The organism is Micromonospora sp. NPDC007208 (assembly GCF_042869175.1).
Classification (GTDB): domain Bacteria; phylum Actinomycetota; class Actinomycetes; order Mycobacteriales; family Micromonosporaceae; genus Micromonospora; species Micromonospora foliorum.
Genome location: NZ_JBIAFG010000005.1, coordinates 249,966 through 271,831, shown reverse-complemented (window position 1 = coordinate 271,831; position 21,866 = coordinate 249,966). Strand labels below are relative to the sequence as shown.

General features: G+C 71.4%; 21 protein-coding genes. 8 read left to right on the top strand and 13 right to left on the bottom strand.

Translation table 11 applies throughout. From position 1 onward, the window contains the following. Positions 1 to 356: 356 nt before the first annotated feature. The 5 genes from paaE to paaA form a co-directional block, all read right to left on the bottom strand. A complete protein-coding gene (gene paaE, locus ACFYL6_RS13095; RefSeq protein ID WP_387170803.1) occupies positions 357 to 1,466 on the bottom strand; it encodes a 1,2-phenylacetyl-CoA epoxidase subunit PaaE in 1,110 nt (369 codons plus the stop codon). After that, entirely contained in the window at positions 1,463 to 1,936 is a 474-nt protein-coding gene (gene paaD / locus ACFYL6_RS13090; protein ID WP_387170801.1) for a 1,2-phenylacetyl-CoA epoxidase subunit PaaD, read from the bottom strand. Before paaD ends, paaE begins: the two co-directional genes overlap by 4 nt. A 110-nt stretch (positions 1,937 to 2,046) precedes the next feature. Then, entirely contained in the window at positions 2,047 to 2,772 is a 726-nt protein-coding gene (gene paaC / locus ACFYL6_RS13085; RefSeq protein ID WP_387170799.1) for a 1,2-phenylacetyl-CoA epoxidase subunit PaaC, read from the bottom strand. After that, the gene (gene paaB, locus ACFYL6_RS13080) at positions 2,769 to 3,053 is read right to left on the bottom strand and encodes a 1,2-phenylacetyl-CoA epoxidase subunit PaaB (RefSeq protein WP_387170797.1); all 285 of its coding nucleotides are present in this window, start codon (positions 3,051 to 3,053) and stop codon (positions 2,769 to 2,771) included. The genes paaC and paaB overlap by 4 nt, the downstream gene beginning before the upstream one ends. Further along, entirely contained in the window at positions 3,050 to 4,126 is a 1,077-nt protein-coding gene (gene paaA / locus ACFYL6_RS13075) for a 1,2-phenylacetyl-CoA epoxidase subunit PaaA (RefSeq protein ID WP_387170795.1), read from the bottom strand. The genes paaB and paaA overlap by 4 nt, the downstream gene beginning before the upstream one ends. Positions 4,127 to 4,497: 371 nt before the next feature. On the opposite strand from paaA, the gene ACFYL6_RS13070 reads away from it, so the two are divergent. Together ACFYL6_RS13070 and ACFYL6_RS13065 are read left to right on the top strand one after the other, a co-directional pair. After that, positions 4,498 to 5,487 carry a hypothetical protein gene (locus ACFYL6_RS13070; RefSeq protein WP_387170793.1) on the top strand — a complete coding sequence of 330 codons (990 nt, stop codon included), beginning with the start codon at positions 4,498 to 4,500 and terminating at the stop codon, positions 5,485 to 5,487. Beyond that, entirely contained in the window at positions 5,487 to 6,449 is a 963-nt protein-coding gene (locus ACFYL6_RS13065; protein ID WP_387170791.1) for a hypothetical protein, read from the top strand. The genes ACFYL6_RS13070 and ACFYL6_RS13065 overlap by 1 nt, the downstream gene beginning before the upstream one ends. 84 nt (positions 6,450 to 6,533) lie before the next feature. On the opposite strand, the gene ACFYL6_RS13060 is transcribed toward ACFYL6_RS13065, so the two are convergent. The 3 genes from ACFYL6_RS13060 to ACFYL6_RS13050 are packed head-to-tail and all read right to left on the bottom strand — an operon-like array spanning position 6,534 to position 9,340. After that, positions 6,534 to 7,385: a menaquinone biosynthetic enzyme MqnA/MqnD family protein gene (locus ACFYL6_RS13060; protein WP_387170789.1), complete on the bottom strand. Its 852-nt coding sequence runs from the start codon at positions 7,383 to 7,385 to the stop codon at positions 6,534 to 6,536. Then, positions 7,337 to 8,713 carry an MFS transporter gene (locus tag ACFYL6_RS13055; protein WP_387170787.1) on the bottom strand — a complete coding sequence of 459 codons (1,377 nt, stop codon included), beginning with the start codon at positions 8,711 to 8,713 and terminating at the stop codon, positions 7,337 to 7,339. Before ACFYL6_RS13055 ends, ACFYL6_RS13060 begins: the two co-directional genes overlap by 49 nt. Before the next feature lie 42 nt (positions 8,714 to 8,755). After that, entirely contained in the window at positions 8,756 to 9,340 is a 585-nt protein-coding gene (locus ACFYL6_RS13050; protein ID WP_387170785.1) for an ArsR/SmtB family transcription factor, read from the bottom strand. A 237-nt stretch (positions 9,341 to 9,577) separates the two neighbouring features. Here ACFYL6_RS13050 and ACFYL6_RS13045 point away from each other — a divergent pair, with 237 nt between their 5' ends. The 3 genes from ACFYL6_RS13045 to ACFYL6_RS13035 all read left to right on the top strand — a co-directional run bounded on the left by ACFYL6_RS13045 (position 9,578) and on the right by ACFYL6_RS13035 (position 13,253). Continuing rightward, positions 9,578 to 10,681, top strand: coding sequence for a DUF222 domain-containing protein (locus ACFYL6_RS13045; protein ID WP_387170783.1), 1,104 nt, complete (start codon positions 9,578 to 9,580; stop codon positions 10,679 to 10,681). 7 nt (positions 10,682 to 10,688) lie between these two features. Then, positions 10,689 to 10,838 carry a hypothetical protein gene (locus ACFYL6_RS13040; RefSeq protein WP_387170782.1) on the top strand — a complete coding sequence of 50 codons (150 nt, stop codon included), beginning with the start codon at positions 10,689 to 10,691 and terminating at the stop codon, positions 10,836 to 10,838. 249 nt (positions 10,839 to 11,087) lie between these two features. Further along, positions 11,088 to 13,253, top strand: a complete 2,166-nt coding sequence (locus ACFYL6_RS13035; RefSeq protein ID WP_387170780.1) for a HelD family protein — start codon at positions 11,088 to 11,090, stop codon at positions 13,251 to 13,253. Here ACFYL6_RS13035 and ACFYL6_RS13030 read toward each other — a convergent pair. Then, complete coding sequence (locus tag ACFYL6_RS13030) at positions 13,242 to 13,853, bottom strand: hypothetical protein (RefSeq protein ID WP_387170778.1); 612 nt, start codon at positions 13,851 to 13,853, stop codon at positions 13,242 to 13,244. The genes ACFYL6_RS13035 and ACFYL6_RS13030 overlap by 12 nt on opposite strands. A 307-nt stretch (positions 13,854 to 14,160) precedes the next feature. Between ACFYL6_RS13030 and ACFYL6_RS13025 the strand changes: the two genes are divergently transcribed. From ACFYL6_RS13025 to ACFYL6_RS13015, 3 genes are all read left to right on the top strand, one after another. Next, positions 14,161 to 15,114, top strand: coding sequence for an ABC transporter ATP-binding protein (locus ACFYL6_RS13025; protein WP_387170776.1), 954 nt, complete (start codon positions 14,161 to 14,163; stop codon positions 15,112 to 15,114). Between the two features lie 10 nt (positions 15,115 to 15,124). Further along, positions 15,125 to 15,862 (top strand): ABC transporter permease, encoded by a 738-nt coding sequence (locus ACFYL6_RS13020; protein WP_387170774.1) that lies wholly within the window; start codon positions 15,125 to 15,127, stop codon positions 15,860 to 15,862. Positions 15,863 to 15,956: 94 nt separating this feature from the next. Next, entirely contained in the window at positions 15,957 to 16,721 is a 765-nt protein-coding gene (locus ACFYL6_RS13015) for a VOC family protein (RefSeq protein ID WP_238660791.1), read from the top strand. A gap of 17 nt (positions 16,722 to 16,738) precedes the next feature. On the opposite strand, the gene ACFYL6_RS13010 is transcribed toward ACFYL6_RS13015, so the two are convergent. The 4 genes from ACFYL6_RS13010 to ACFYL6_RS12995 form a co-directional block, all read right to left on the bottom strand. Next, positions 16,739 to 17,557, bottom strand: coding sequence for an ABC transporter ATP-binding protein (locus ACFYL6_RS13010; RefSeq protein WP_387170772.1), 819 nt, complete (start codon positions 17,555 to 17,557; stop codon positions 16,739 to 16,741). Then, positions 17,554 to 18,651, bottom strand: coding sequence for a FecCD family ABC transporter permease (locus ACFYL6_RS13005; RefSeq protein WP_387170770.1), 1,098 nt, complete (start codon positions 18,649 to 18,651; stop codon positions 17,554 to 17,556). The genes ACFYL6_RS13010 and ACFYL6_RS13005 overlap by 4 nt, the downstream gene beginning before the upstream one ends. A 13-nt stretch (positions 18,652 to 18,664) precedes the next feature. After that, positions 18,665 to 19,594: an ABC transporter substrate-binding protein gene (locus ACFYL6_RS13000; protein ID WP_387170768.1), complete on the bottom strand. Its 930-nt coding sequence runs from the start codon at positions 19,592 to 19,594 to the stop codon at positions 18,665 to 18,667. Between the two features lie 366 nt (positions 19,595 to 19,960). Continuing rightward, positions 19,961 to 21,838, bottom strand: coding sequence for a M14 family metallopeptidase (locus tag ACFYL6_RS12995; RefSeq protein ID WP_387170766.1), 1,878 nt, complete (start codon positions 21,836 to 21,838; stop codon positions 19,961 to 19,963). Positions 21,839 to 21,866 lie beyond the last annotated feature (28 nt).

Here is a 21,866-nt window from a genome sequence, read left to right as displayed (position 1 = left end):
CATGGCTGTGATTCGCTCCGCACACCCTTGATCCGGCTGGAACCAGGATCTCGACGAGGTCGAGCTGGACCCTTCCGCGATCTTGCACTTACTGTCGCGACATAGGGGGCATTGCGCGCATCTCGGCGACCGAAACTGCAAGATCGGCGCCCCTACCAGGCACGGCCTCAACGAAATTAGGGCCGCGCACCGTCCGGGCACCTGCCGGGTCTACTCAGCTCTCGCGTACCTCGACGTGGATGCCGTAGGTGTTCCGCAGCTCGGCCGCGAGTTCCGGCCCCACCCGCGCCGGCACGGCCGTCGTCCCCCGGTGACCTCGGCGAACCGCTCGACGAACTCCCTGTCGTTCGGCGTCGTCACGCGTCGTAGTCGATGGTGAGCTTGTCGGTGGTGGGGCTGGACTGGCACGTCAGCACGTAGCCGGCGGCAAGCTCGTCGGGCTCCAGCGCGTAGTTGCGGGCCATCGTGACCGCCCCGTCGACGACCTTCGCCTTGCAGGTCGAGCAGACGCCACCCTTGCAGGCGTACGGCAGCTCGCCCCGCACCTTCAGCGCAGCGTCCAGCACCCGTTCCTCGCGGCCCATGGTGAAGCTCGACGACCGGCCGTCCAGCACGATTGTCACCTCGGCCCCGGCGCCCACCTGGTCGACGGGACGGCGGACCGGCTCCGGTGGCGTGTCGACGTGGAACAGCTCGGTGTGCACCGCCGACTCGGGCAGCCCGCGTGCGGTCAGCACGTCCCGGACGTCGACCACCATGCCGTACGGGCCGCAGAGGAACCACTCCTCGATCAGGTCGCCCGGCACGATGGTGCCCAGCAGCCGGCTCAGCCGCTCGGCGTCGATCCGACCGGAGAGCAGCGGCGACTCGCCCTGTTCCCGGGAGAGGACGTGCACCAGGTGCAGCCGGGTGGGGTAACGGTCCTTCAGGTCGGCCAACTCCTCGGCGAACATCACCGTGTTCGCCGTGCGGTTGCCGTACACCAGGGTGAAGGTGCTGGCCGGCTCGACGGCCAGGGCGGTCGCGACCAGCGCGAGCACCGGGGTGATGCCGGAGCCGGCGACGACCGCGCCGTAGTGCCGCGCGCGGTCCGGCGCGAACGCCGTGGTGAAGGTGCCCAGCGGCGGCAGCACCTCGACGGTGTCGCCACCGCGCAGCGCCCCGCAGGCGAACGCCGAGAAGGCGCCGCCGGGGATCTCCCGCACCCCGATCCGCAACCGGCCGTGCCGGGCCAGGTCGTCGGGGGTGGAGCAGATCGAGTACGACCGGCGCACGTCCGCGCCGTCCTCCGCGGCCCGCCGCACGGTGAGGTGCTGGCCCGCACGGAACGCGAAGGTATCGCGCAGTTCCTCGGGTACGGCGAAGGTCACCGCCACGGAGTCGTCGGTGAGCCGGTCGACGGCGGCGACGGACAACCTGTGGAAGACCGGCCGGCGGCGAACCGGGCGGGTGATGGTGACAGTCACAGCGCCTTCAGGTGGTCGAAGGGTTCGGAGCAGGAACGGCACCGCCACAACGCCTTGCACGCGGTGGAGCCGAACCGGCTGACCTGCTCGGTCTCCGGCGAGCCGCACTGCGGGCAGCGCACCGCGAGCGTCAGCGACACGACGCCGGCGGGGCGCACCGGGGCCGGCGGGGCGATCCCGGCGGCGGCGAGCTTGGCCCGCCCACCCTCGGAGATCCAGTCGGTGCTCCACGGTGGGCTGTAGACGGTCCGGACCTCGGAGTCCGGGTGGCCGGCGGCCGCGAGCGCGCGGCGGATGTCGGCCCGGATCACGTCCATGGCCGGGCAGCCGGTGTAGGTCGGGGTGATGGTGACGGTGACCCGGCCGCTGGCCGGATCCTCCTCGACCGCGCGCAGGATGCCCAGCTCGTCGATGGTGATGACCCGGATCTCCGGGTCCACCACCGACGCGACAGCGCTCCTCGCGCTCACCGTGCCGTCTTCGTTCGCGACTGCGGGGCTCCGCTGCGCTGCACTCCTCGCGCTCACCGTGCCCTCTTCGTTCGCGACTGCGGGGCTCCGCTGCGCTGCACTCCTCGCGCTCACCACCGCGCTCCGGGGTGGGCGCGGTGCAGCACCTGCATCTCGGCGAGCAGGTAGGCCAGGTGCTCGGTGTGCACGCCGGCCCGCCCGCCGGCCGGGGCCCAGGCGCTGTCCGGCTGGATGAGCGTCGCCTCGGCCAGCACCGGGCCGACCACCTCGTCGAACGCCGGCCGCAGGGTGGCCGGGTCGACCGGCGCCGCCGGGTCAGCGGCGAACAGCTCATGGATGTACGGCAACACGTGGTCGACGGCCGCCTGCATCCGACGGTGCGACTCCTCGGTGCCGTCACCGAGCCGCTTCACCCACAGCGCGCCGTGGTCCAGGTGGTACGCCGACTCCTTGCGCGCCTTCGCGCCGATCGCGGCCAACCGCTCGTCGGCACAGGAGGCCAGCGCCGTGTACAGCGGCAGTTGGTACGCCGCCAGGAAGAACAGCTTCGCCATCGTCACCGCGAAGTCGCCGTTGGGCAGCTCGACCAGGAGCGCGTTGCGGAACTCGCGGTCGTCGCGCAGGTACGCCAGCGCGTCCTCGTCGCGCCCGGCGCCCTCCAACTCGCCCGCGTACGACAGCAGCAGGCGCGCCGCGCCGAGCTGGTCGAGGGCGATGTTGGCCAGCGCGATGTCCTCTTCCATCTCCGGTGCGCGGGTGGTCCACTCGGCCAACCGCTGGGCCGCGATCAACGCGTCGTCGGCGAGAGCGAGGGTGAAGTCGAAGGGCCCGTTCACAGGTGGGCCACCCCGTCTGGCACCTCGTAGAAGGTGGGGTGGCGGTAGACCTTGTCGGCGGCCGGGTCGAAGAAGGAGTCCTTCTCGTCCGGGCTGGACGCGGTGATCGCGCCGGCCGGCACCACCCAGATCGACACGCCCTCCTGGCGGCGGGTGTAGAGGTCGCGGGCGTTACGCAGGGCGAGCTCGGCGTCGGGCGCGTGCAGGCTGCCGACGTGCGTGTGCGACAGCCCGCGCCGGGCCCGCACGAAGACCTCCCAGAGCGGGGTGTTCTGCGTCATGCTGCGACCGTCTCCTTCTGTCCCGCCCGCTTCGCGGCGTACGCCGCGGCGGCCTCGCGTACCCAACTGCCGTCGGCGTGCGCGGCCCGGCGGTGGGCCATCCGCTCGCGGTTGCACGGCCCGTTGCCGGAGATCACCTGCATCAGCTCGTCGTAGTCCGGCTGGGTGTAGTCGTACGCCTGCCGCTCGTCGTTCCAGCGCAGGTCCGCGTCGGGGATGCGCAGCCCGAGGATCTCGGCCTGCTGGACGCACATGTCGACGAAGCGTTGCCGCAGATCGTCGTTGGAGAAGCGCTTGATCTTCCAGGCCATCGACTGGGCGGAGTGCGTGGAGTCGCCGTCCGGCGGGCCGAACATGGCCAGCGACGGGTACCACCAACGGTCCACCGCCTCCTGGGCCATCGCCTGCTGCTCGGGGGTGCCGTGCGCCAGGGTGTGCAGGATCTCGTAGCCCTGCCGCTGGTGGAACGACTCCTCCTTGCAGACCCGGATCATGGCGCGGGCGTACGGGCCGTAGGAGCAGCGGCAGAGCGGCACCTGGTTGACGATCGCCGCGCCGTCCACCAGCCACCCGATGGCGCCCACGTCGGCCCAGCTGAGGGTGGGGTAGTTGAAGATCGAGCTGTACTTCTGGCGGCCGTCGAGCAGCAGCTGGACCAGCTCGTCGCGGCTGATGCCGAGGGTCTCGGCGGCGGCGTAGAGGTAGAGGCCGTGACCCGCCTCGTCCTGCACCTTGGCCAGCAGGATCGCCTTGCGCTTGAGCGACGGCGCCCGACTGATCCAGTTGCCCTCCGGCTGCATGCCGATGATCTCGGAGTGGGCGTGCTGGGCGATCTGCCGGATCAGCGTCCGCCGGTAGGCGTCGGGCATCCAGTCGCGCGGCTCGATCTTCTGCTCGGCGTCGACCACCTCGGCGAAGTAGGCCGCCAGGTCCTCGTCCGGCGCCGGCCCGCCACGCCGCCCACGCGCCGCCGCTGCCCGCAGCTCGGCCTCGGCGGCCTCGACCTCGCCCAGCAGGCCGCCGGGCGCCTCGTCCGGTGCGCCGTTCGGGGCGGAGAAGTCGTTGCCATACATGAGGCTAAGTGTTACAGCTTGCGCCCCGTTGCACCAGGGGGTGTAACAGGAATCCGAGCATCCCATCTGTAAGCAGATGAGTGCTTTGCGCTACCTCGACGCCGCCGCGCCGCCGTGACGTAGGCCACGAAACGAACGTGAAGCACTGCAAAAACCTCATACCGACCCCATATCCCGCCTTTATCCCAGGTTGCCTAGTGTCGAACCCTGGCGGTCGGCCGGTCCGGACGTAGACTTCTGCCGGACAACCGATCGGCTGCCGCGCATCGACATCTCCACAGAGGCCTCGTCCCCCGGCCTCGGCGATCGCACCCGATTCGTCCCGACGACAAGCCGGTCCCCCGGCCCTGACACCTGGAGTTCACCCACTCATGCGATCTCGCGTGACCCTGGTGCTCGCCATCACGGCAGTCGTGCTCGGCGGCGTCCTGCTGGTCCCCACCGCGTACGCCCGACTCGCCAGCGACGACAGCGGCGGTGGCGGCGGAGGCGGCACGTCCAGCGTCGCCGCGCCCCCGCCCAGCCCACCGCCGCCGCCCACCCTGGCGGCCGGTCCGGTGTCGGTGAGCTTCAAGGGTGAGTTCTTCTCGTGGGCTCTGCTGGACCGGAAGACGGGCAAGATCTCCGGGTCGCCGAACATGACCGCGACCAGCTCCACCGAATCGATGATCAAGGCGTGGATCGTCTCCGACTACCTGCGGCAGCTCGGTGACAAGGAGCCGCCCGCAGCGATGAAGGAGGCGGCTCGACTCGCCATCATCGACAGCAACGACGGGGCGGCCAACAAGGTCTACGCCGCTGCTGGTGGCTCCTACAAGGCCTCGTCCAGCAGCATCCCCGATCCGGTGATCCAGCGGGCGATCAAGCTCTGCGGGCTGACCGACACCAAGCGCGGCAACGTCAAGCCGTACACCGGCTACTGGAGCTTCACCCGGATGTCTCCCCGCGACGCGGCCCGGGTCGGCGACTGCATCGCCGACGGTAAGGCCGCCGGCCCGAAGTGGACCAAGTGGGTGTTGGACCAGATGAGCAAGGTCAGGGGCACCACCGCGGCCAAGGACCAGCGACCCTCGTCCGGTGGTGGTCGCTGGGGGATCATCGACGGTCTGCCGAAGTCGATCACCGCTCAAGGCCCGGTCAGCATCAAGAACGGCTGGACCCCCATCTACGGCGACGGCGACTGGCACGTCAACTGCCTCGCCGTCACCAGCAAGTGGAGCCTCGCAGTGATGCTGCGCTACCCGATCAAGACCGGTCTGGACTACGGCGCGAAGGTCTGCGCCAGTGTGGCCACCCAACTGGTCACTCCGCAGCCGGGCGCCGCGCTCAAGGTGCCGCAGCAGCCGGTCGGGAAGCTCTGATGGCCGGCAACCGGCGGGTCGACCGGCGCGACGGCGGCGAGGCCTCCCCGATTCGGCTGATCGCCGTCGCGGTCATCCTGATCGGGCTGGTGCTGGTGTCGCTGCGGCTGCTGCCCGGGTCGCCGTTCGAGTCGTCCGCCGCCGCCAAGTGGGGCGACGCCGGCTCCGGCACGAGCGACCGCCCCACCGGCGCCGGCACCGACCGCAGCGCCCGCCAGCCGTCCTCGCCGTCGCCGAGCCCCAGCCCGTCGCTGGAGCCGCTGCCCTTCGTGGCCAAGGACCTCGATCTCGACATCGAGGGCTGGTACTCCTGGAGCGTCCTCGACCGCCGGACCGGAAAGATCATCGGTTCGAAGAACATGGGCGAGACCAGCACGACCGCCTCGATGATCAAGTCCTGGATCGTCGCCGACTACCTGCGTCGCGCGGCCGACGCCGGCCAGACCCCGAGCGACGCGAAGCTGGCCGACGCGACGCGGATCATCCGGGACAGCGACAACACCCGGGCCGAGCAGTTCTACAACCTGGTCGGCCGGGACGACTCGATCAAGCGGCTGATCTCCATGTGCAAGCTGACCGACAGCAGCGTTGCCCCCGACGGCGGCTGGAGCCGGACGGCGCTCTCCCCCCGGGACACCGCCCGACTGGGCAACTGCATCGCCACCGGCACCGCCGCCGGGCCGAAGTGGACCAAGTGGCTGCTCAACGAGATGAAACTGGTTCGCGGCGCTGGCGACTTCGGTATCCGCAAGGCCTTCCCGGCCGCCGAGCAGAAGACGATCGCCATCAAGAACGGGTGGATCGACCGGACCAGGGAGCAGGAGATGCACATCAACTGCCTGGCCATCGGTGACACCTGGACGATGGGCGTGATGGTCAAGTACCCGATCAACATGGGCTACGACTACGGCATGAAGAACTGCGAGAAGATCACCGAGGCACTGCTCCGCCCCGGCACCTGAGTCGCTCAGCTGACGCCGGCCGCTCTGGCCTGCGGGCCTGATTTGCGCCGGGCCCGGCGTTCTGACGGGCCCGGCGGGTGGCGGTCAGCCGGCGAAGAACTCCGGGCCGCCGTCCGGCAGCGCCGGGGCCTCGCCGATGGCGGCGGCCCGCCGGGCCCACTCGCGCAGCCCGGCGACCTGCCGGTCGCCAAGGGAAAAGTCGAGGGTCCGGAAGTACGTGGCAAGCGTCTCCGCGTCGAACGTCTCCCAACGGGCCGCCGCCTCGGCGACCTGGTCCAGCTCCGCCAGGCAGAGGTCCCGCGAGCGCAGGAAAGCCTCGTGCACCTCCTTGACCAGACCCGGGTGGGCGGCGGCGAAGTCACGGCGGACCGCCCAGACGGCGAAGACCATCGGCAGGCCGGTCCACTCCCGCCACGCCTGCCCGAGGTCGGTGACCGTGAGGCCCTTCCGCGGTGCCTCGTAGTACGCCCGCAGCGCCACGTCCCCGATCAGCACGGCGGCGTCGGCCTCCAGCAGCATCTGGGTCAGATCCGGCGGGCAGCGGAAGTACTCGGGCCGCACGTTGTACTGCTCGGCGAGCAGCAGCTGAGCCAGCATGACCCCGGTCCGCGAGGTCGAGCCGAGCGCCACCCGGGCACCGTCCAGTTCGGTGAGGGGTCGGGTGGAGACCATGTTGACCGAGAGCACCGGCCCGTCGCTGCCGACCGCGAGGTCCGGTAGGAGCAGCAGTTCGTCGGCGTGCTTCAGGTACTCCAGCAGCGTGATCGGGCCGATGTCGAGGTCGCCGGCGACCAGCGCCGCGCTCAACCGGTCCGGTGAGTCCTTGTGCAGGTCGACGTCGAGCAGGGCACCGGAGCGCATCAGACCCCAGTAGATCGGCAGGCAGTTCAGGAACTGGATGTGCCCGACCCGCGGGCGTGCGATGCGCTCAGCCATGGCCCGACCGTATCCCCGGCGGCTGGCTCCGGCTCGGCGGGCCGGCCCGGAGTGGCCAAGCCCGCATTTGACGACCGTCGTACCGCCCGGGTCACGACCGGAACGAAGACCAGCACCACCAGCAGCCCGACCACACCGGCACCGGCGATCAGCGGCCGCGGCGGAACGGCCGCCAGCAACGCCCCGCCGATCAGGAAGCCCGCCATCGAGCCACCCTGCACCGCCGCGCCGTAACTGGCGTACGCCCGGGCGCGCATCGCCTCCGGCACCCGCCGAGCGGTGAGCAGGTTGGCGAAGACGTTCTCGCCGCCGTTGGCCGCGCCACCCACCAACCAGAGCGGCACCAACACACCCGCCGTCGGCACCGTCGCCGCGAGCAACACCATCAGGCTGCACACGGCCAGCGTGGCCAGCACTCCACGTACCAACGCGCCGTCGTCGTCGAGCCGCCTGGCGAGCCGTACGGCAAGCCAGCCGCCCGGCAGCATGCCGGCCATCCAGGCGGCACTGACCAGTCCGTACGTGGTCGCCGAATCCCCAAGCGTCTCCCTGATGAAGAAGACCTCGATCACGTTGATACCGCCGATCGCCGCGATTACCACGGCGGTGCTCACCACCATGACGAGCATCAGCGGGTCGCGGCGCAGCCGCCACTCGCTCTCCGTACCCCCGGGGTTTGCCCCGCCGCCAAAGACGGCCCGGCTGCCCGCGGCGGCCTCGCTGCCCGCGGCGGCCGGGTTGGCGGCGGGCCGCCGGCCGCCGCGTCGGGTCCGCAGCAGCAGGCCCGCGACCACGAGCGCCAGGTAGGTCGCGGCGTCGAGAAGCAGCGGTACGCGGGTGCCGAACTGCCCCACCAGCAGGCCGGCCAGCACCGGGCCGCCGAGCGCGCCGAGCGAGACAGCGGTCTGACTGATCGCGCTGGCCCGTGGCAGGTCGGCCGGACGGACCATCGCCGGCAGCAACGCCGCGAGGCAGGGTTGCGTCACCGCGAGCCCGCAGGCCAGCAGGGCGACGAGCCCAACTACCAGGACCGGTTGCTCGACGACGGCGAGGAGCGCGCAGATCACGGCCTGCGCGAACCCGATGGTCACCAGCAGGGTACGGCTGTCCGTCCGGTCGGCGAGTCGACCCGCGAGTGGGGCGAGCACCACCAGGGGCAGGGTGGCGGCCAGCAGCAACCCCGACACGGCCAGCCCGCCGGCACCAGCACCCTGCAGGGCCAGCGCCAACGCGGTCGCGGCAAGGAAGTCGCCGCAGATCGTGGTGCCCCGAGCGGCGGCGGCGAGCCAGACGTCCGACCAGCGCGACTCGACAGTTGTGAAGGACATACTTCGAAAATAATCCTTCACAACCGATTCATGCAAGCCTGGCTATGCCAGCGGCACCGTCCGATACTGCACAGCGACCGTGCGCGCCCCCGGTGGTGGATCACCTTGCCGCCGCCGCGGGTGGTACGGCCGGAGCACCGCCAGCACCGCCTCGTTCACCTCGGCCAACTCCTCGGCGGTGAGCAGCAACAGCGTGTCGCTGAACAGGGCCTTGTCGTACCACTCGGCCGGCTCGTCCCCGGCGCGCCGCAACCAGTCCCGGGTCCGTTCCATGGCCCGGACCGCATGCGCCTCCACCAGCGCCTGCTCGGCCGCACGCGCCTCGGGCCCGGCATCACGACCCGCCTCGACCATCACGCTCACACTCGGTACGCGCCACAGCCGCTCGCGCGCGTCCCCCCGGCTCGGCGCCTGCTCGACCAGCCCGAACTTCGCCAGCGCACGCAGGTGATAACTGGTTGCGCTCGGCGACAGCCCAACGATCTCGGCACACTCGGTGGCGGTCCCACCGCTCTCACGACTGCTCAGGTACTCCATGATCGCAATTCGGGCCGGATGGGCCATCGCCCGCATCACCTGCGGGTCGCTGATCGTCATCCGGCGCGAATCGGGGCGGGCCTCGGTCATACGCCCATGATCCCGGCAGGCACCCCAACCTGCCATCACCCCCGCGTCCCGCTCGGACCACCTCCCGTCGGCCACGCTCGCAACCCGCGCCAGCAAGCTTGCGGAGTTGACGGCGGGCACATGTTTGCACTGCGACCGACTTGGCGGCGCGGGCGGCTCCCGATGATCGGAGAATTAGTTCCACTCATTGATCAACATGAACCCGAAATTGTCGTACGCCAGTTCTATTTTGTTTTCATGTTGGAGGCGTTGGAGCAGGTGGGCGGTGCGGTTGACGACTGCGCCGAGACCGCGCTCTGGGGGCTCTCCGATGACGAGTTGCTCGCTTCTCTCGACGCGACTCAGGTGCTGGCGCAGCGGTTGGCCACCGTCCAGCTCAGTCTGGTGCGCGAGTTGGATGGTCGCGGGCTGGCGGTCGCCCAGGGCGCCTCGTCCACGGCAGTCTGGCTGCGGGAGCGGCTCCGGCTCTCCGGTCGCAGTGCGCGCCAACTGGTGCAGCTCGCCGCCACCATCGACGCCGCGCCGCCAGCGGTGCGCGACGCGCTGCTCAGCGGTGCCATCACGGTCGAGCAGGGTCGGGTGGTGGCCGAGACGATCGCCGCCCTCCCGGTGGAAGCCGGTCCCGAAGTGGCGGACAAGGCCACCCAACTGCTGGTCACCTGGGCTGACCGTTTCGACCCGACAAGCCTGAGCCGGCTTGGCGAGCGCGTCCTCACGCACGTCGCCCCGGATCTGGCTGACCAGGCTGAGCTGAAGGCTCTGGAGCGGGCCACCGAGCGGGCCGAGGCCCGCCGGCACGTCACGTTCTCCGAGCAGCAAAATGGGCAGGTACGCCTCAGCGGCAACCTCGACACCGAGACCGCGAGCCTGCTACGCGAGGCGATTGATCCGCTCTGCGCCCCAGCCGGTGAGCACGATGACCGCAGTCCTGGTCAGCGCCGCGCCGACGCGTTGGGCGAGATCTGCCGACTGGCGCTACGCACCGGTCAGCTGCCCGACAACGGCGGCGACCGTCCCCAGGTGGTGGTGACCGTGTCGCTGGACGACCTTGTCAACGGCGTACGCGCCGGAGCACTGGAGACCGGTACACGCCTCACCCCAGGGGCGCTCCGCCGCCTGGCCTGCGACGCAGGCCTGCTGCCGGCTGTGCTGGGCGGCAACAGTCAGGTCTTGGACGTCGGTCGTCAGCGTCGGCTCTTCACCGGCCCGTTGCGGCGGGCGCTGGTCCTACGGGACGGCGGTTGCGCTTTTCCTGGTTGTGATCGGCCACCGAGGTGGTGCGACGGTCACCACGTCCGACACTGGGCCGACGGCGGGACGACGGTGGGACGACGGCGCTGAGTAATGCGTGCTGCTCTGCGGCTACCACCACCGGTTCGTCCACCGCGGCGACTGGACAGTCCGTATCGCAGCGGACGGCAAACCCGACTTCCTCCCACCCAGCTGGCTCGACCCGCTGCGCACCCCACGTCGCAACCTCTACCACCTGCGCTGCTGATGCCGCCGACCTCGGCGCCGCGCCGCCCTTCAACACGCCACTCGCCGACTCTCGAGCGGGCAACACGCCGTCTCGGCTGGGTGGTCGCGTCGGTAATTCGCTGGATCCGGCGGGTTGGGGGGCGTAGGGTTGCAGGCCGCTTGACGGCCGAGGTGAGCTGCACCGGAACGGACGTCTTCGCGCCGGGCGGCCGGCCATCCGCCCCCGGACACGCGAGCGCGCAGCAGATGTGAACGATGGGACGTCAGCATGCCCGCACTGGACCTCGCCACCCAGCTCGACACCGACCTCGACGCGGACCTGGCCGCCGAACGTGCACACCTCACCACCTCGCGGGCGGCGCTGGGTCGGATGCGGGAGCGGGCCCAGGCCCTCTTCGCCACCGGTGACCAGGTGGCCGGCGACGCGTACGCGGCCGAGACGCTCGGGCGCACCCTGGCCCGTCGGGTCGCCGAGCTGGCCGACGACCCGACCACACCGCTCTTCTTCGGCCGCCTCGACTTCGCCGACGCCCCGACCACCGGAACCACCGACCTGGCGGCCACCGACAACGGGACCACCGACAGCGGGACCGCAGCCAGCGGGGCCACGAACGACGCGACCGCGCCCGATACCAGCGGTGATCATTACGGGCGGCGGTATCACGTGGGGCGGCGGCATGTCACCGACGAGCGTGGCGAGCCGTTGGTGCTGGACTGGCGGGCGCCGGTCTCGCGCTCGTTCTACCGGGCCAGCGTGCGGGATCCGCAGGGGGTGGCGGTTCGGCGGCGGTTCGGGTTCAGCAATGGTGTGCTGACCAGCTTCGAGGATGAGCGGCTGGATCGGGGCGAAGAGCTTGGTACGACCAGTCGGATCCTCACCGCCGAGATCGAGCGTCCGCGCGTCGGTCCGATGCGGGACATCGTCGCCACGATCCAGCCCGAGCAGGACGAGCTGGTCCGGGCTGACCTCGCCGACTCGATCTGTGTGCAGGGCGCGCCGGGTACCGGGAAGACGGCGGTGGGTCTGCACCGGGCCGCGTACCTGCTCTACCTGCACCGGGAGCGGTTGCGGCGGGCGGGTGTGTTGATCGTCGGGCCGAACCGGGCGTTCCTGTCGTACATCGCGGCGGTGCTGCCGGCGCTTGGTGAGGTCGAGGTCGAGCAGGCCACGGTGGAAGAGTTGATCTCCCGAGTGCCGGTTCGGGCGGTCGAGGCGCCGGCGGTGGCCGCGCTCAAACACGACGTACGGATGGCGAGCGTGCTGCGGCGCGCGGTGCAGGCGCAGATCGGCACCCCGACCGAGTCGATCACCGTGTCGGACGGTTCGTTCCGGTGGCGGATCGGGCTGGAGCCGTTGCACCGGATCGTCGAGGAGACCCGCCGGGAGGGCCTGCCGTACGGCACGGGTCGGGAACGCGTCCAGGCGCGGGTGGTGAGCCTGCTGCAACGGCAGGCCGAGGCGCGGCGTGCGGAGTCGCCAAGTGATGCCTGGCTACGTCGGATGAGCCGCTGCCGGCCGGTGCTCGACTTCCTGGACGCGGTCTGGCCGGCGCTCACCCCGGAAGGGCTGGTGCACGGCCTGTTCTCCGATCCGGCCCGGCTCGCCGCGGCGGCGGACGGGCTGCTCAGCGACACCGAGCAGGCGCAGCTGGTGTGGGCGAAGCCGGCCCGTACCCCGAAGGCGACCCGCTGGACCGCCGCCGACGCGGTGCTGATCGACGAGGCGACCGGGCTGTTGGAACGGCTCTCCGGGTTCGGGCACGTGGTGGTGGACGAGGCGCAGGACCTCTCCCCGATGCAGTGTCGGGCCATCGCCCGGCGCAGCGAGCACGGCTCGGTCACGCTCCTGGGTGACCTCGCCCAGGGCACCGCGCCGTGGGCGGCGACGGACTGGAGGGAGTCCCTTGCCCACCTGGGCAAGCCGGACGCGGTGGTGGTGCCGTTGACGATCGGTTTCCGGGTGCCCGCCGCGGTTGTCGCGTTCGCGAACCTGCTGCTGCCGGCCCTCGCGGTGGACGTACCGCCGGCCGAGTCGCTCCGGCACGACGGCGGCCTGGACGTGCGTACGGTGACCGACCTGACCTCGGCGACGGTGGCCGAGGTGCGCGCGGCGCTCGCGCACGACGGCTCGGTCGGTGTGATCGCCGCGGACGACGCGGTAGACGGCCTGCGCGCGGCGCTGGCCGAGGCCGGTGTCGAGACCGTGACCGCCGACGACGTGGCGGCCGCGGAGCGGGTCACCGTGGTGCCGGCGACGCTGGTCAAGGGCCTTGAGTACGACCATGTGGTGGTGGTCGAGCCGGCCGCGATCGTCGCGGCCGAGCCACGTGGGCTGCACCGGCTGTACGTGGTGCTCACGCGGGCGGTGTCCCGGTTGGCGGTGCTGCACGTCGCGCCGCTACCCGCCCCGCTCGTCGACGGGTCAGCCGGCTGACAGGGCCGCCGCGATCTCCCGCAGCGGGCGGCCGGGGTCGGCCAGCGGCACGTGGAAGGACAGCCACGACCCGTCGGCGAAGTCGAGTCGCAGCCGCTTCCAGTTCAACCGGTACCTGCCGAACCGGGCGGCGACGGCCGTGCGCTTGACGGACCCGAGCAGTTCGATGTCGGCCTGCGCCCGTTGGTCCGCCGCCGAACTGGAGAGCAGCCCGACGGGTGCCGTCGCGCCGAGCAGCAGCCGCTCGTCGGTGACCGCGAGCACGAGGTCCCGAAGGCCGGTGCCCTTCGCCGCCACGGTCAGGGCGTGGTGCAGCACGGACGCCTGGGAATCCGGTTGGCCTCGGCCTCCGACGCCGAAGACGAGCCAGTCGACGGCGTCGTCCGCCCGGCCGAAGGTGATGTTCGGTGACAGCACGTTGAGCAGGACACCCAGGAAGCTCGGCCCACCCGTGGCGGGCGGGGCCGACGGCTGCGAGGGCGGCGCCGGGGTCAGCCCTCCACCCGCTCGCACCCGGGCCACCGCGCGCACCTGCTCCCCGACCGGCAGCAGTCGGGTGATCCCCTCGACGTACCGTGCCTGACGTCCGTCGACGGTCACCAGCGCCCCCTGTGGTCGCCGAACACGGACCCTCCCCTGTGGCCTGTGCGGCGGATCGGTCGCCACGACTGACCACCATAGGCACTGCTCGCCGCGATCGGCGGTCCCGCCGGTGACGACGGGGTCACCCATCTCGACTTTCTGCCGTAAAGTCGGCCGGTGCGCTCGCCCGCGGCGGGAGCGACGGCGACCGGATCGCGTTCCCCCGCCTGCAGGAGCTGCTCGCGTTGACCGCCGGCAACCTCTCGGTGCACCTGCGCAAGCTTGAGGACGCCCTGCTCGACCCCACCCCGTCGAAGGAGCAGCCATGATCCTCGCCCGCGCCGACCAGGCCAGCCGCCGGTACGGTGACGTCCTCGCCCTCGACCGCGTCGACCTGGAAGTCCGGGCCGGTGAGCTGGTCGGCCTGCTCGGGCCGAACGGCGCCGGTAAGAGCACGCTGATGAACCTGCTGGTGGGCCTGCGCCGTCCCAGCTCCGGGCGGGTGGAGCTGAACGGCGGCGACCCCCGCGACCCGGCGAGCCGGCGGCAGATCGGGGTCACTCCGCAGGAGACCGGTCTCCCCGGCACGCTGCGCGTCGGGGAGGTCGTCGACTTCGTCTCCGCGCACTACCCCGACCCGGTGCCCCGGGCGGAGTTGCTCGACCGCTTCGGTCTCGCCGACCTCGCCCGACGGCAGACCGGTGGGCTCTCCGGCGGGCAGCGCCGCCGGTTGGCGGTGGCGTTGGCGTTCGTCGGCCGGCCCCGCTTGGTGCTGCTCGACGAACCGACCACGGGCCTGGACGTGGCCGCCCGGCACACCCTGTGGGACGCGATCCGGGCGTTCCACGACGACGGTGGCACCGTGCTGTTGAGCAGTCACTACCTGGAGGAGGTGGAGGAGCTCGCCCACCGGGTGGTGGTCATCGGGCAGGGCCGGGTGCTCGCCGACGACACCGTGGACGCGGTGCGCGGCATCGTGGGTGTACGCCGGGTCAGCCTCGTCGCCGACCACCTGCCCGACCTGCCCGGGGTGGTTCGCACCGAACGGGTCGACGGTCGGCTGCACCTGCTCACCACCGACGCCGACGAGCTGGTCCGAGCGCTGGTCACGACCCAGACCCCGTTCACCGACCTGGAGGTACGGCCGACGTCCCTGGAGGAGGCGTTCCTCGCCATCACCAGCGGAGAAGCGTCCGGCGGCGAAACGGCCAGCGGGGACGCGCCCGACGGCACCGGCCGACCCACCGCCGCTGCCGGCGGCCGACCCACCACCGTCTGAGGAGGCGACCGTGCAGCTCGCCCTGGTCCACGCCCGCTACCAACTCCTGGAGATCATCCGGATTCCGGTGGCCGTCTTCGGCAGCGCCTTCTTCCCGGCCGCCGCCATGATCTTCTTCGTGGTGCCGTTCGCCGGTGACGATGCGGTCGGTGCCACCTACGCCACCGCCTCGATGGTCACCTTCTCGGTGATGAGCGCCAACATCTTCCAGTACGGCGTCGGTGTCGCCGAGGATCGCGACCAGCCCTGGAATCCGTACACCCGGACCCTGCCGGCCGGGCCGGCGCCGCGGTTCGCCGGACGGGTGCTGGCCGGCCTGGCGCTGACCTACCTCTCGCTGATCCCGGTCGTGGTGATCGGCGCGACGCTGACCGCGGCCCAGCTCACCCCGGCGGCGTTCCTGCTGGCTCTCGGCACGGTGGCCGTCATCTCGGTGCCGTTCACGCTGTTGGGGCTCGCCATCGGCTACTCGCTGCCGAGCAAGGCGGCGATCGTGGTGGCCCAGGTGGTCTTCCTGCCGCTGGCCTTCGGCGGCGGCCTGCTCTCCGCGCCGGGCGACGCGCCCGGGTTCATCGAGACGATCGCGCCGTACCTGCCCACCCGGGGCGCTGCCGAACTGATCTGGGCGGCGGTGGGCGACTACGCCGTCGAGCCGCTGGCACTGATCATGCTCGGCGTCTGGGTGGTGCTGCTCGCCGCGCTCGCCGGCTGGGCGTACCGGCGGGACGAGGGTCGCCGGTTCAGCTGACGATTCGTCCGTTTCCGCCCCGGGCCGCGGCGGGACGGTGCCAGGATTCCGGCAGGGGGCCGCCGTGGCCGCCCGGGCCGAGAGGGGTCTTGACGTGAGCACCGTCCCGCCGGGTACGCCCTGCTGGGCCGACCTGGCCACCCCGGACCTGACCGACGCGCGGCGCTTCTACCCGGAGCTGTTCGGTTGGACCGGCCAGGTCACCCCGGAACCCGAGGCGGGCGGCTACACGGTCTTCCTGCTCGACGGTAAGCCGGTGGCCGGCGCCGGCCCGCCCGCGATCCCGGACCAGGTGCCGATCTGGTCGACGTACCTCGCCACCGACGACGCCGAACTGGTCGCCGGCCGGGTCGAACGGGCCGGCGGGCAGGTCGTCGTACCACCGTTCGAGGTCTTCGACCGGGGCTGGATGGCGGTCTTCGCCGACCCGGCCGGCGCCACCTTCAGCGTCTGGCAGCCACTGGCCATGGCCGGTGCCGAGGTGTTCAACGTGCCGGGCGCGATGAGCTGGAACGAGCTGGTCACCCCGGACCCCGAGGGCGCGAAGGTCTTCTACGAGCTGGTGTTCGGTTGGCAGCCCGACGACCAGGCGGTGGGCGCGATGACGTACACCGGGTGGCGGCTCGGGACGCAGATCGTCGCCGGGATGATGCCGCCGCTGGCCGACGACTTCCCGGCCGACCTGCCCGCGTACTGGACGGTGTACTTCGCCGTGACCGACGCGGACGCCGCCGCGGCCCGCGCCTCCGAGCTGGGCGGAACGATCCTGGTCCCGCCCCGCGACATCCCGGCGGGCCGCTTCGCGGCCCTCCGCGACCCCCAGGGCGCCCTCTTCTCCGTCATCGACCTGGGCCCCTGACCCAGCGCCACTCGGGCTCAGGGTCGGGTGGGGCGGACGGGGACCACCAGGGGGCCGTGGGCACCGGGGACCACCCGGACGCTGGCCCGGTAGTGGGTGGCGAGCAGTTCCTCGGTCAGCACCTCGGGCGGAGTCCCGGCGGCCACCACCTGACCTCCGGCAAGCATCACCATCCGGTCGGCGTACTCACCGGCCAGGGAGAGGTCGTGCATCGTGGCGAGGACGGTCAGACCGTGCTCGCGGCGTAGCTGGTCGACGAGTTCGAGCACGTCCTGCTGGTGCCCGATGTCGAGCGCGCTGGTCGGCTCGTCGAGCAGCAGCAGCGTCGCGCCCTGGGCGAGGGCGCGGGCGAGGAACACCCGCTGCCGTTCGCCGCCGGAGAGGGTGGCCAGCTCGCGACGGTGGAAGCCGGTGAGGTCCAACCGTCCCAGCACCTCGTGCACGGCATCCACGTCGGCGGTCGACTCCCGGCCCAGCGCAGGGATGTACGGGGTGCGGCCGAGCAGCACGTAGTCCAGCACCGACATGCCGGGCGGCACCACCGGGGACTGTGCCACCGTGGCCACCACCCGGGCACGGTCCCGGCGACGCAGTGCGGCACTCGGCGTACCGAAGAGGGTGATCGCCTTCGGCGCGGGCAGCAGGCCGCCGACGGCGCGCAACAGGGTCGATTTGCCGGCGCCGTTCGGGCCGATCACGGTGACCCACTCGCCGACGGCGACGGTGAGGTCGACGCCGGTCAGGATCGGCGTGCCACCGAGGGCGACATGCAGCCCGCGCACCTCGACGGCCGGCGCACCGGCGGCGGACGCAACGACGGCCGGCTCGCGGCTCACGTGAGCACCCGCCGGGCGGTCCGCAGTACGAGGACGAAGAACGGGCCACCCAGCAGGGCGGTCACCACTCCGATCGGCAGCTCGGAGGGGGCGGCGACGGTCCGGGCCACCACGTCGGTCAGCGTCAGGAACGCGCCGCCGAACAGCAGTGACATCGGCAGGATCACCCGGTAGCTGGACCCGGCGAGCAGCCGGACGGTGTGCGGCACGATGATGCCGACGAAGCCGATCAGCCCGGTCGCGGAGACCGCCGCCGCGGTGCCCAGGGAGGCGGCGGCGATCAACAGGTAGCGGGTGCGCTGCGGGTGCAGGCCCAGACTTCTCGCCTCGTCGTCGCCGACCGCGAGGACGTCCAGCTCACGGCGGTGCAGTAGCACCACGACTGTGGTCAGCGCGGCGTACGGCAGGACCAGCAGGACATCGTGCCAGCCGGCGGTAGCCAGCCGGCCGAGCAGCCAGGAGTAGACCGGCTGGATGCTGTCGGCGTGTCGTTGCAGGAGGTACGTCTGCCCGGCGGAGAGGAACGCGGAGACCGCCACCCCGGCCAGGATCAGCATCGCCGGTGACCCGCGTCGCCCACCGGCCGCGCCGAGCACGTAGGTCATCGTCACGGCGAGCAGCGAACCGGCGAACGCAGCCAGCGGAATGGTCATCGGCAGCCCGGAGAGCGTGCCCTGCCGGCCGGCGCCGCCGAGGGCGATCGCCGCGGTGACCGCGAGGCCGGCGCCTGCGGCCACCCCGAGCAGGTACGGGTCGGCCAGCGGGTTGCGGAACACGCCCTGGTAGCAACCACCGGCCAGGGCGAGCAGCCCACCGACGAGCAGGCCCAGCACCACCCGCGGCAGGCGCAGCTCGGTGACGATGGCGATCTCGCGCTCGGTCAGCCCGCTGTCGAGGTGCACCCCGGGAAACAGGTTGAGCAGCTCGGCGGCGACGCTGCCCGGGGGCAGGCTCACCGGGCCGAGCGACACCCCGACCACGAGCGCGACGAGCACCGCGAACAACCCCGCGACCAGCCACCGCTTGCGCAGCCCGGCAGGCCGGGCCGCGGACAGCAGCTTGGCAGGCCGGGCCGCGGACAGCGGCCCGGTCACCGACGGACGACGGTCACGCGGGCACCTTGGCGACCGCGTCGATGATGACCCGGAGCAGGTCGACGACCCGTGGGCCCCAGCGGGAGGCGACGTCGTCGTCGAGGGCGACGACCTGGTTGTTCTTCACCGCGGTCAGACCGGCCCAGCCACTGCGCGCCTTGACCGTCTCGGCGCTCTGCTGACAGCACTTGGCGTCGGCCAGGAAGACGAAGTCCGGGTCGGCCTTGACGATGAACTCCTGGGACAACTGCGGGTAGCCGAAGTTCTTGCCGTCCGCGTCGGCCGGGTCGGCGATGTTGGTCAGGCCGACCTGGCTGTAGAGCGAGCCGATGAAGGTCTTGCTGGTGGCGCTGTACAGCTCCGGGCCCAGCTCGTGGAAGTAGGTGAGCTTCTCGGCGCGCTGCGGCAGGTCCTTGACCAGCTTGGCGATGTCGTCCTTCATCCGGGTGGCGACGTCGGTGGCCTGGTCGGCGTGCCCGGTCAGGGCGCCCAGCTCGGTGATCTGCCGGTACGAGTCGTCGAGCGTGGTGGCCGCCGGGGTCTGGTACACCGGGATCTTCAGCTTGCCGAGCTGTTCGACGATCTTGTTGCGGTCGTCGGAGAGCACCACGAGGTCCGGGTTCTTACCGGCGATGGCCTCGGCGTTCGGCTGGAAGGCGGAGAGGTCGGTCTTGGGCGCGTCCGCCGGGTAGTTCGACTGGTCGTCGACGGCGGTCACCTGCGGGCCGGCACCGATCGCGAAGAGCATCTCGGTGGCGGTCGGCGACAGCACGACGATCTTCTCGGGACGCTTGTCGAGGGTGAGCGCGCCGACGGTGACCGGGTAGGCGGCGGCCGCGGTACCGGCGCTCGGCTGGTCGTCGGTCTTCTCGGCGCAGGCGCCGAGGGCGAGCGCGGTGACCGCGAGGGTCGCCGCGAAGAGCCGAGGGGTACGTCTGAACATGGGGGCCTCCTGTCGGTCGAGGAGTGTGGTGCTTCGCCGACAGGGACTTTCGTACGCCCGCCCACGAGGCGCCCTTCCTCGAGAGCGCGTATCGCGACCGATCCGTAGGCGACCTGGCTCGTCCCCACCGAGCGGTGGGGCATCACAGTTGCGGGACAGCGCCGGGTTTCGTACCGGCTTCGCTGCGGACTGGTCGGTAAGACGGTAGCGCACCGCCAGGACGTGCCGGATCGATCAAGGGCCGGTCGGCAGGCGTCGATACCTCGGACACCCGCACCACGTGGGTCGGGGAGGCATATGTCCGAGATCCTGGGGTTTCGGAGCGGGTGGCGGGGCCCCGCCGGGGCGGGACGGGGCCCCACCCGATCAGGAGGACGTGATGGTGACGTTGTCCACAGCCGCCTCCACGAGGCTGGCCCCGGACGCGTCCGCCGCCTCGACGAGGATGCGGACCGACTGGCCGGCGTACGGCGAGAGGTTGAGGTTCGCGACCGCCCAACTTCCGTTGCGGTTGCTGGCCGCGCCGGCCTGGGTGAGCAGCGCTGTGGTGCCGCCGTTGTGCACCACGCTGACCCGCAGGTAGTCCGCCGACGAGGCGTTCGAGCCGTGCGCCAGGTACCAGGCGAGCGAGAGGGTCAACGTGCCGGACGACGGCAGGGTCACCGCCGGGGACCGGGCGCTGGTCACTCCGCCGTCGAGGTCGTAGTCACCGGCCGCCGAGCCGGCCAGCCGGCCGGTGACCAGGTCGTTGGATCCGGCGTACGGGGTGAGCTGCTTGGCTCCGGAGGAGGTGGTCGCCTGGGCGGCACCCCGCTCGAACGCGCCGAGGGTGGCGGTGTCGGTGCCGGCCGGGTTGATGGTCCAGCCGGTGGCGGTCTCGAAGGTGTCCGACCAGACAGTGGTGCCGCCACCGCCGCCGCAGTACTGCGCCTGCTTGCCGATGGCCCGGTACGGGCAATCGGCGTACTCGCTGAGGATCAGCACCGCCTCCCGGTTGCGCGAGGTCTGCGCCGGGATCACCTCGTCGGGCGGGTAGAAGCCGCCGCCGCCGGACGAGCCCGGGTACATCTCGAAGGTGTACGCCCAGATGTTGTGGGTGGCCCACATCCAGTCGAGGCTGTCCCCGTCGGTGATGTAGAGGTCGCTGGACTGCTCCGGCGTGTAGTTGTTGGTGGCCGCCATCTGCTGGCCGATGGTGGCGAAGGTGTTGTACTGGTCCGCGTTCATCCCGGTCGCGGTGTTCGCCGTGGTGTAGCCGTACGGCCAGAGCACCAGCTCCGAGTACGTGTGGAAGTCGATGTTGGCCTTGATCTGCTGCACACCGCCGACCACCCGGCCGTTGACGAAGTTACGCAGCGCCTGCGTCTCGGGCGCGGAGAACGCCGACGGCCCCCGGTAGGTCTCCGACGAGGTGGTGCCCGACGAGCCGCCGCAGCATCCCCAGTTGTAGGACCAGTTGCGGTTCAGGTCGGTGCCGACGTTGGACGAGCCGCTGTTGGGCTGCCGGTTCTTGCGCCAGGACCGGTACGAGCCGGTGGCGATGTCGTACTCGCTGCCGTCCGGGTTGACCGTCGGCACGATCCAGAGCTCCCGGCCGTTGACGATGTTGGTGATCCGGGAGTCACTGCCGTAGCTGTCGGTGAAGAGGTTGAGCAGGTAGATCGCCATCTCGACGGTCAGGTGCTCGCGGGCGTGCTGTTGGGAGTTGAACAGGATCTCCGGCTCGTTCTCGTCGGTGCCGACGTTGTCGGAGATCTTCACCGCCATCAGGTCGCGGCCCTCGTACGACGAACCGATGCTGATCTTGCGGGCGATCGCCGGATGGTCGGCGACGACCTGGTTCACGACGGCGGTCAGTTCCGCGTAGTCGTGGTAGTTGGAGTCGGCCGGCGGGAACGCCAGCGCGCCGAAGTCGTCGGCGCCGCGCTCGGCGTTGGGCGGCGGGGCCAGCGGTTCCAGCCGGAAGCCGAGCTTGCCGATCGCTGTGGCCTCGGCCGCGGTGGCCGAGATGTGCAGCACGCCGTGTTCGGAGTAGTCGATGGCGGCTCCGGTGCGGGCCACCGCGTTGCGGTCGGCGAGGGTCCGGGGCCCGAGCACCCGGTAGCCGGCGGCGGCCGGCTCGGCGGTGCGGTCCGGTGCCGGTCGGGCGGCGACCGGACCGGCGGCGACGGTGACGATGCCCAGCCCGGTGACGACAGCGAGCACCAGGACACGGCGGAGGGGGTTGGGCGTGCGGAGGGCCATGGACTACCTCCTCGATGGGCGGGAGATC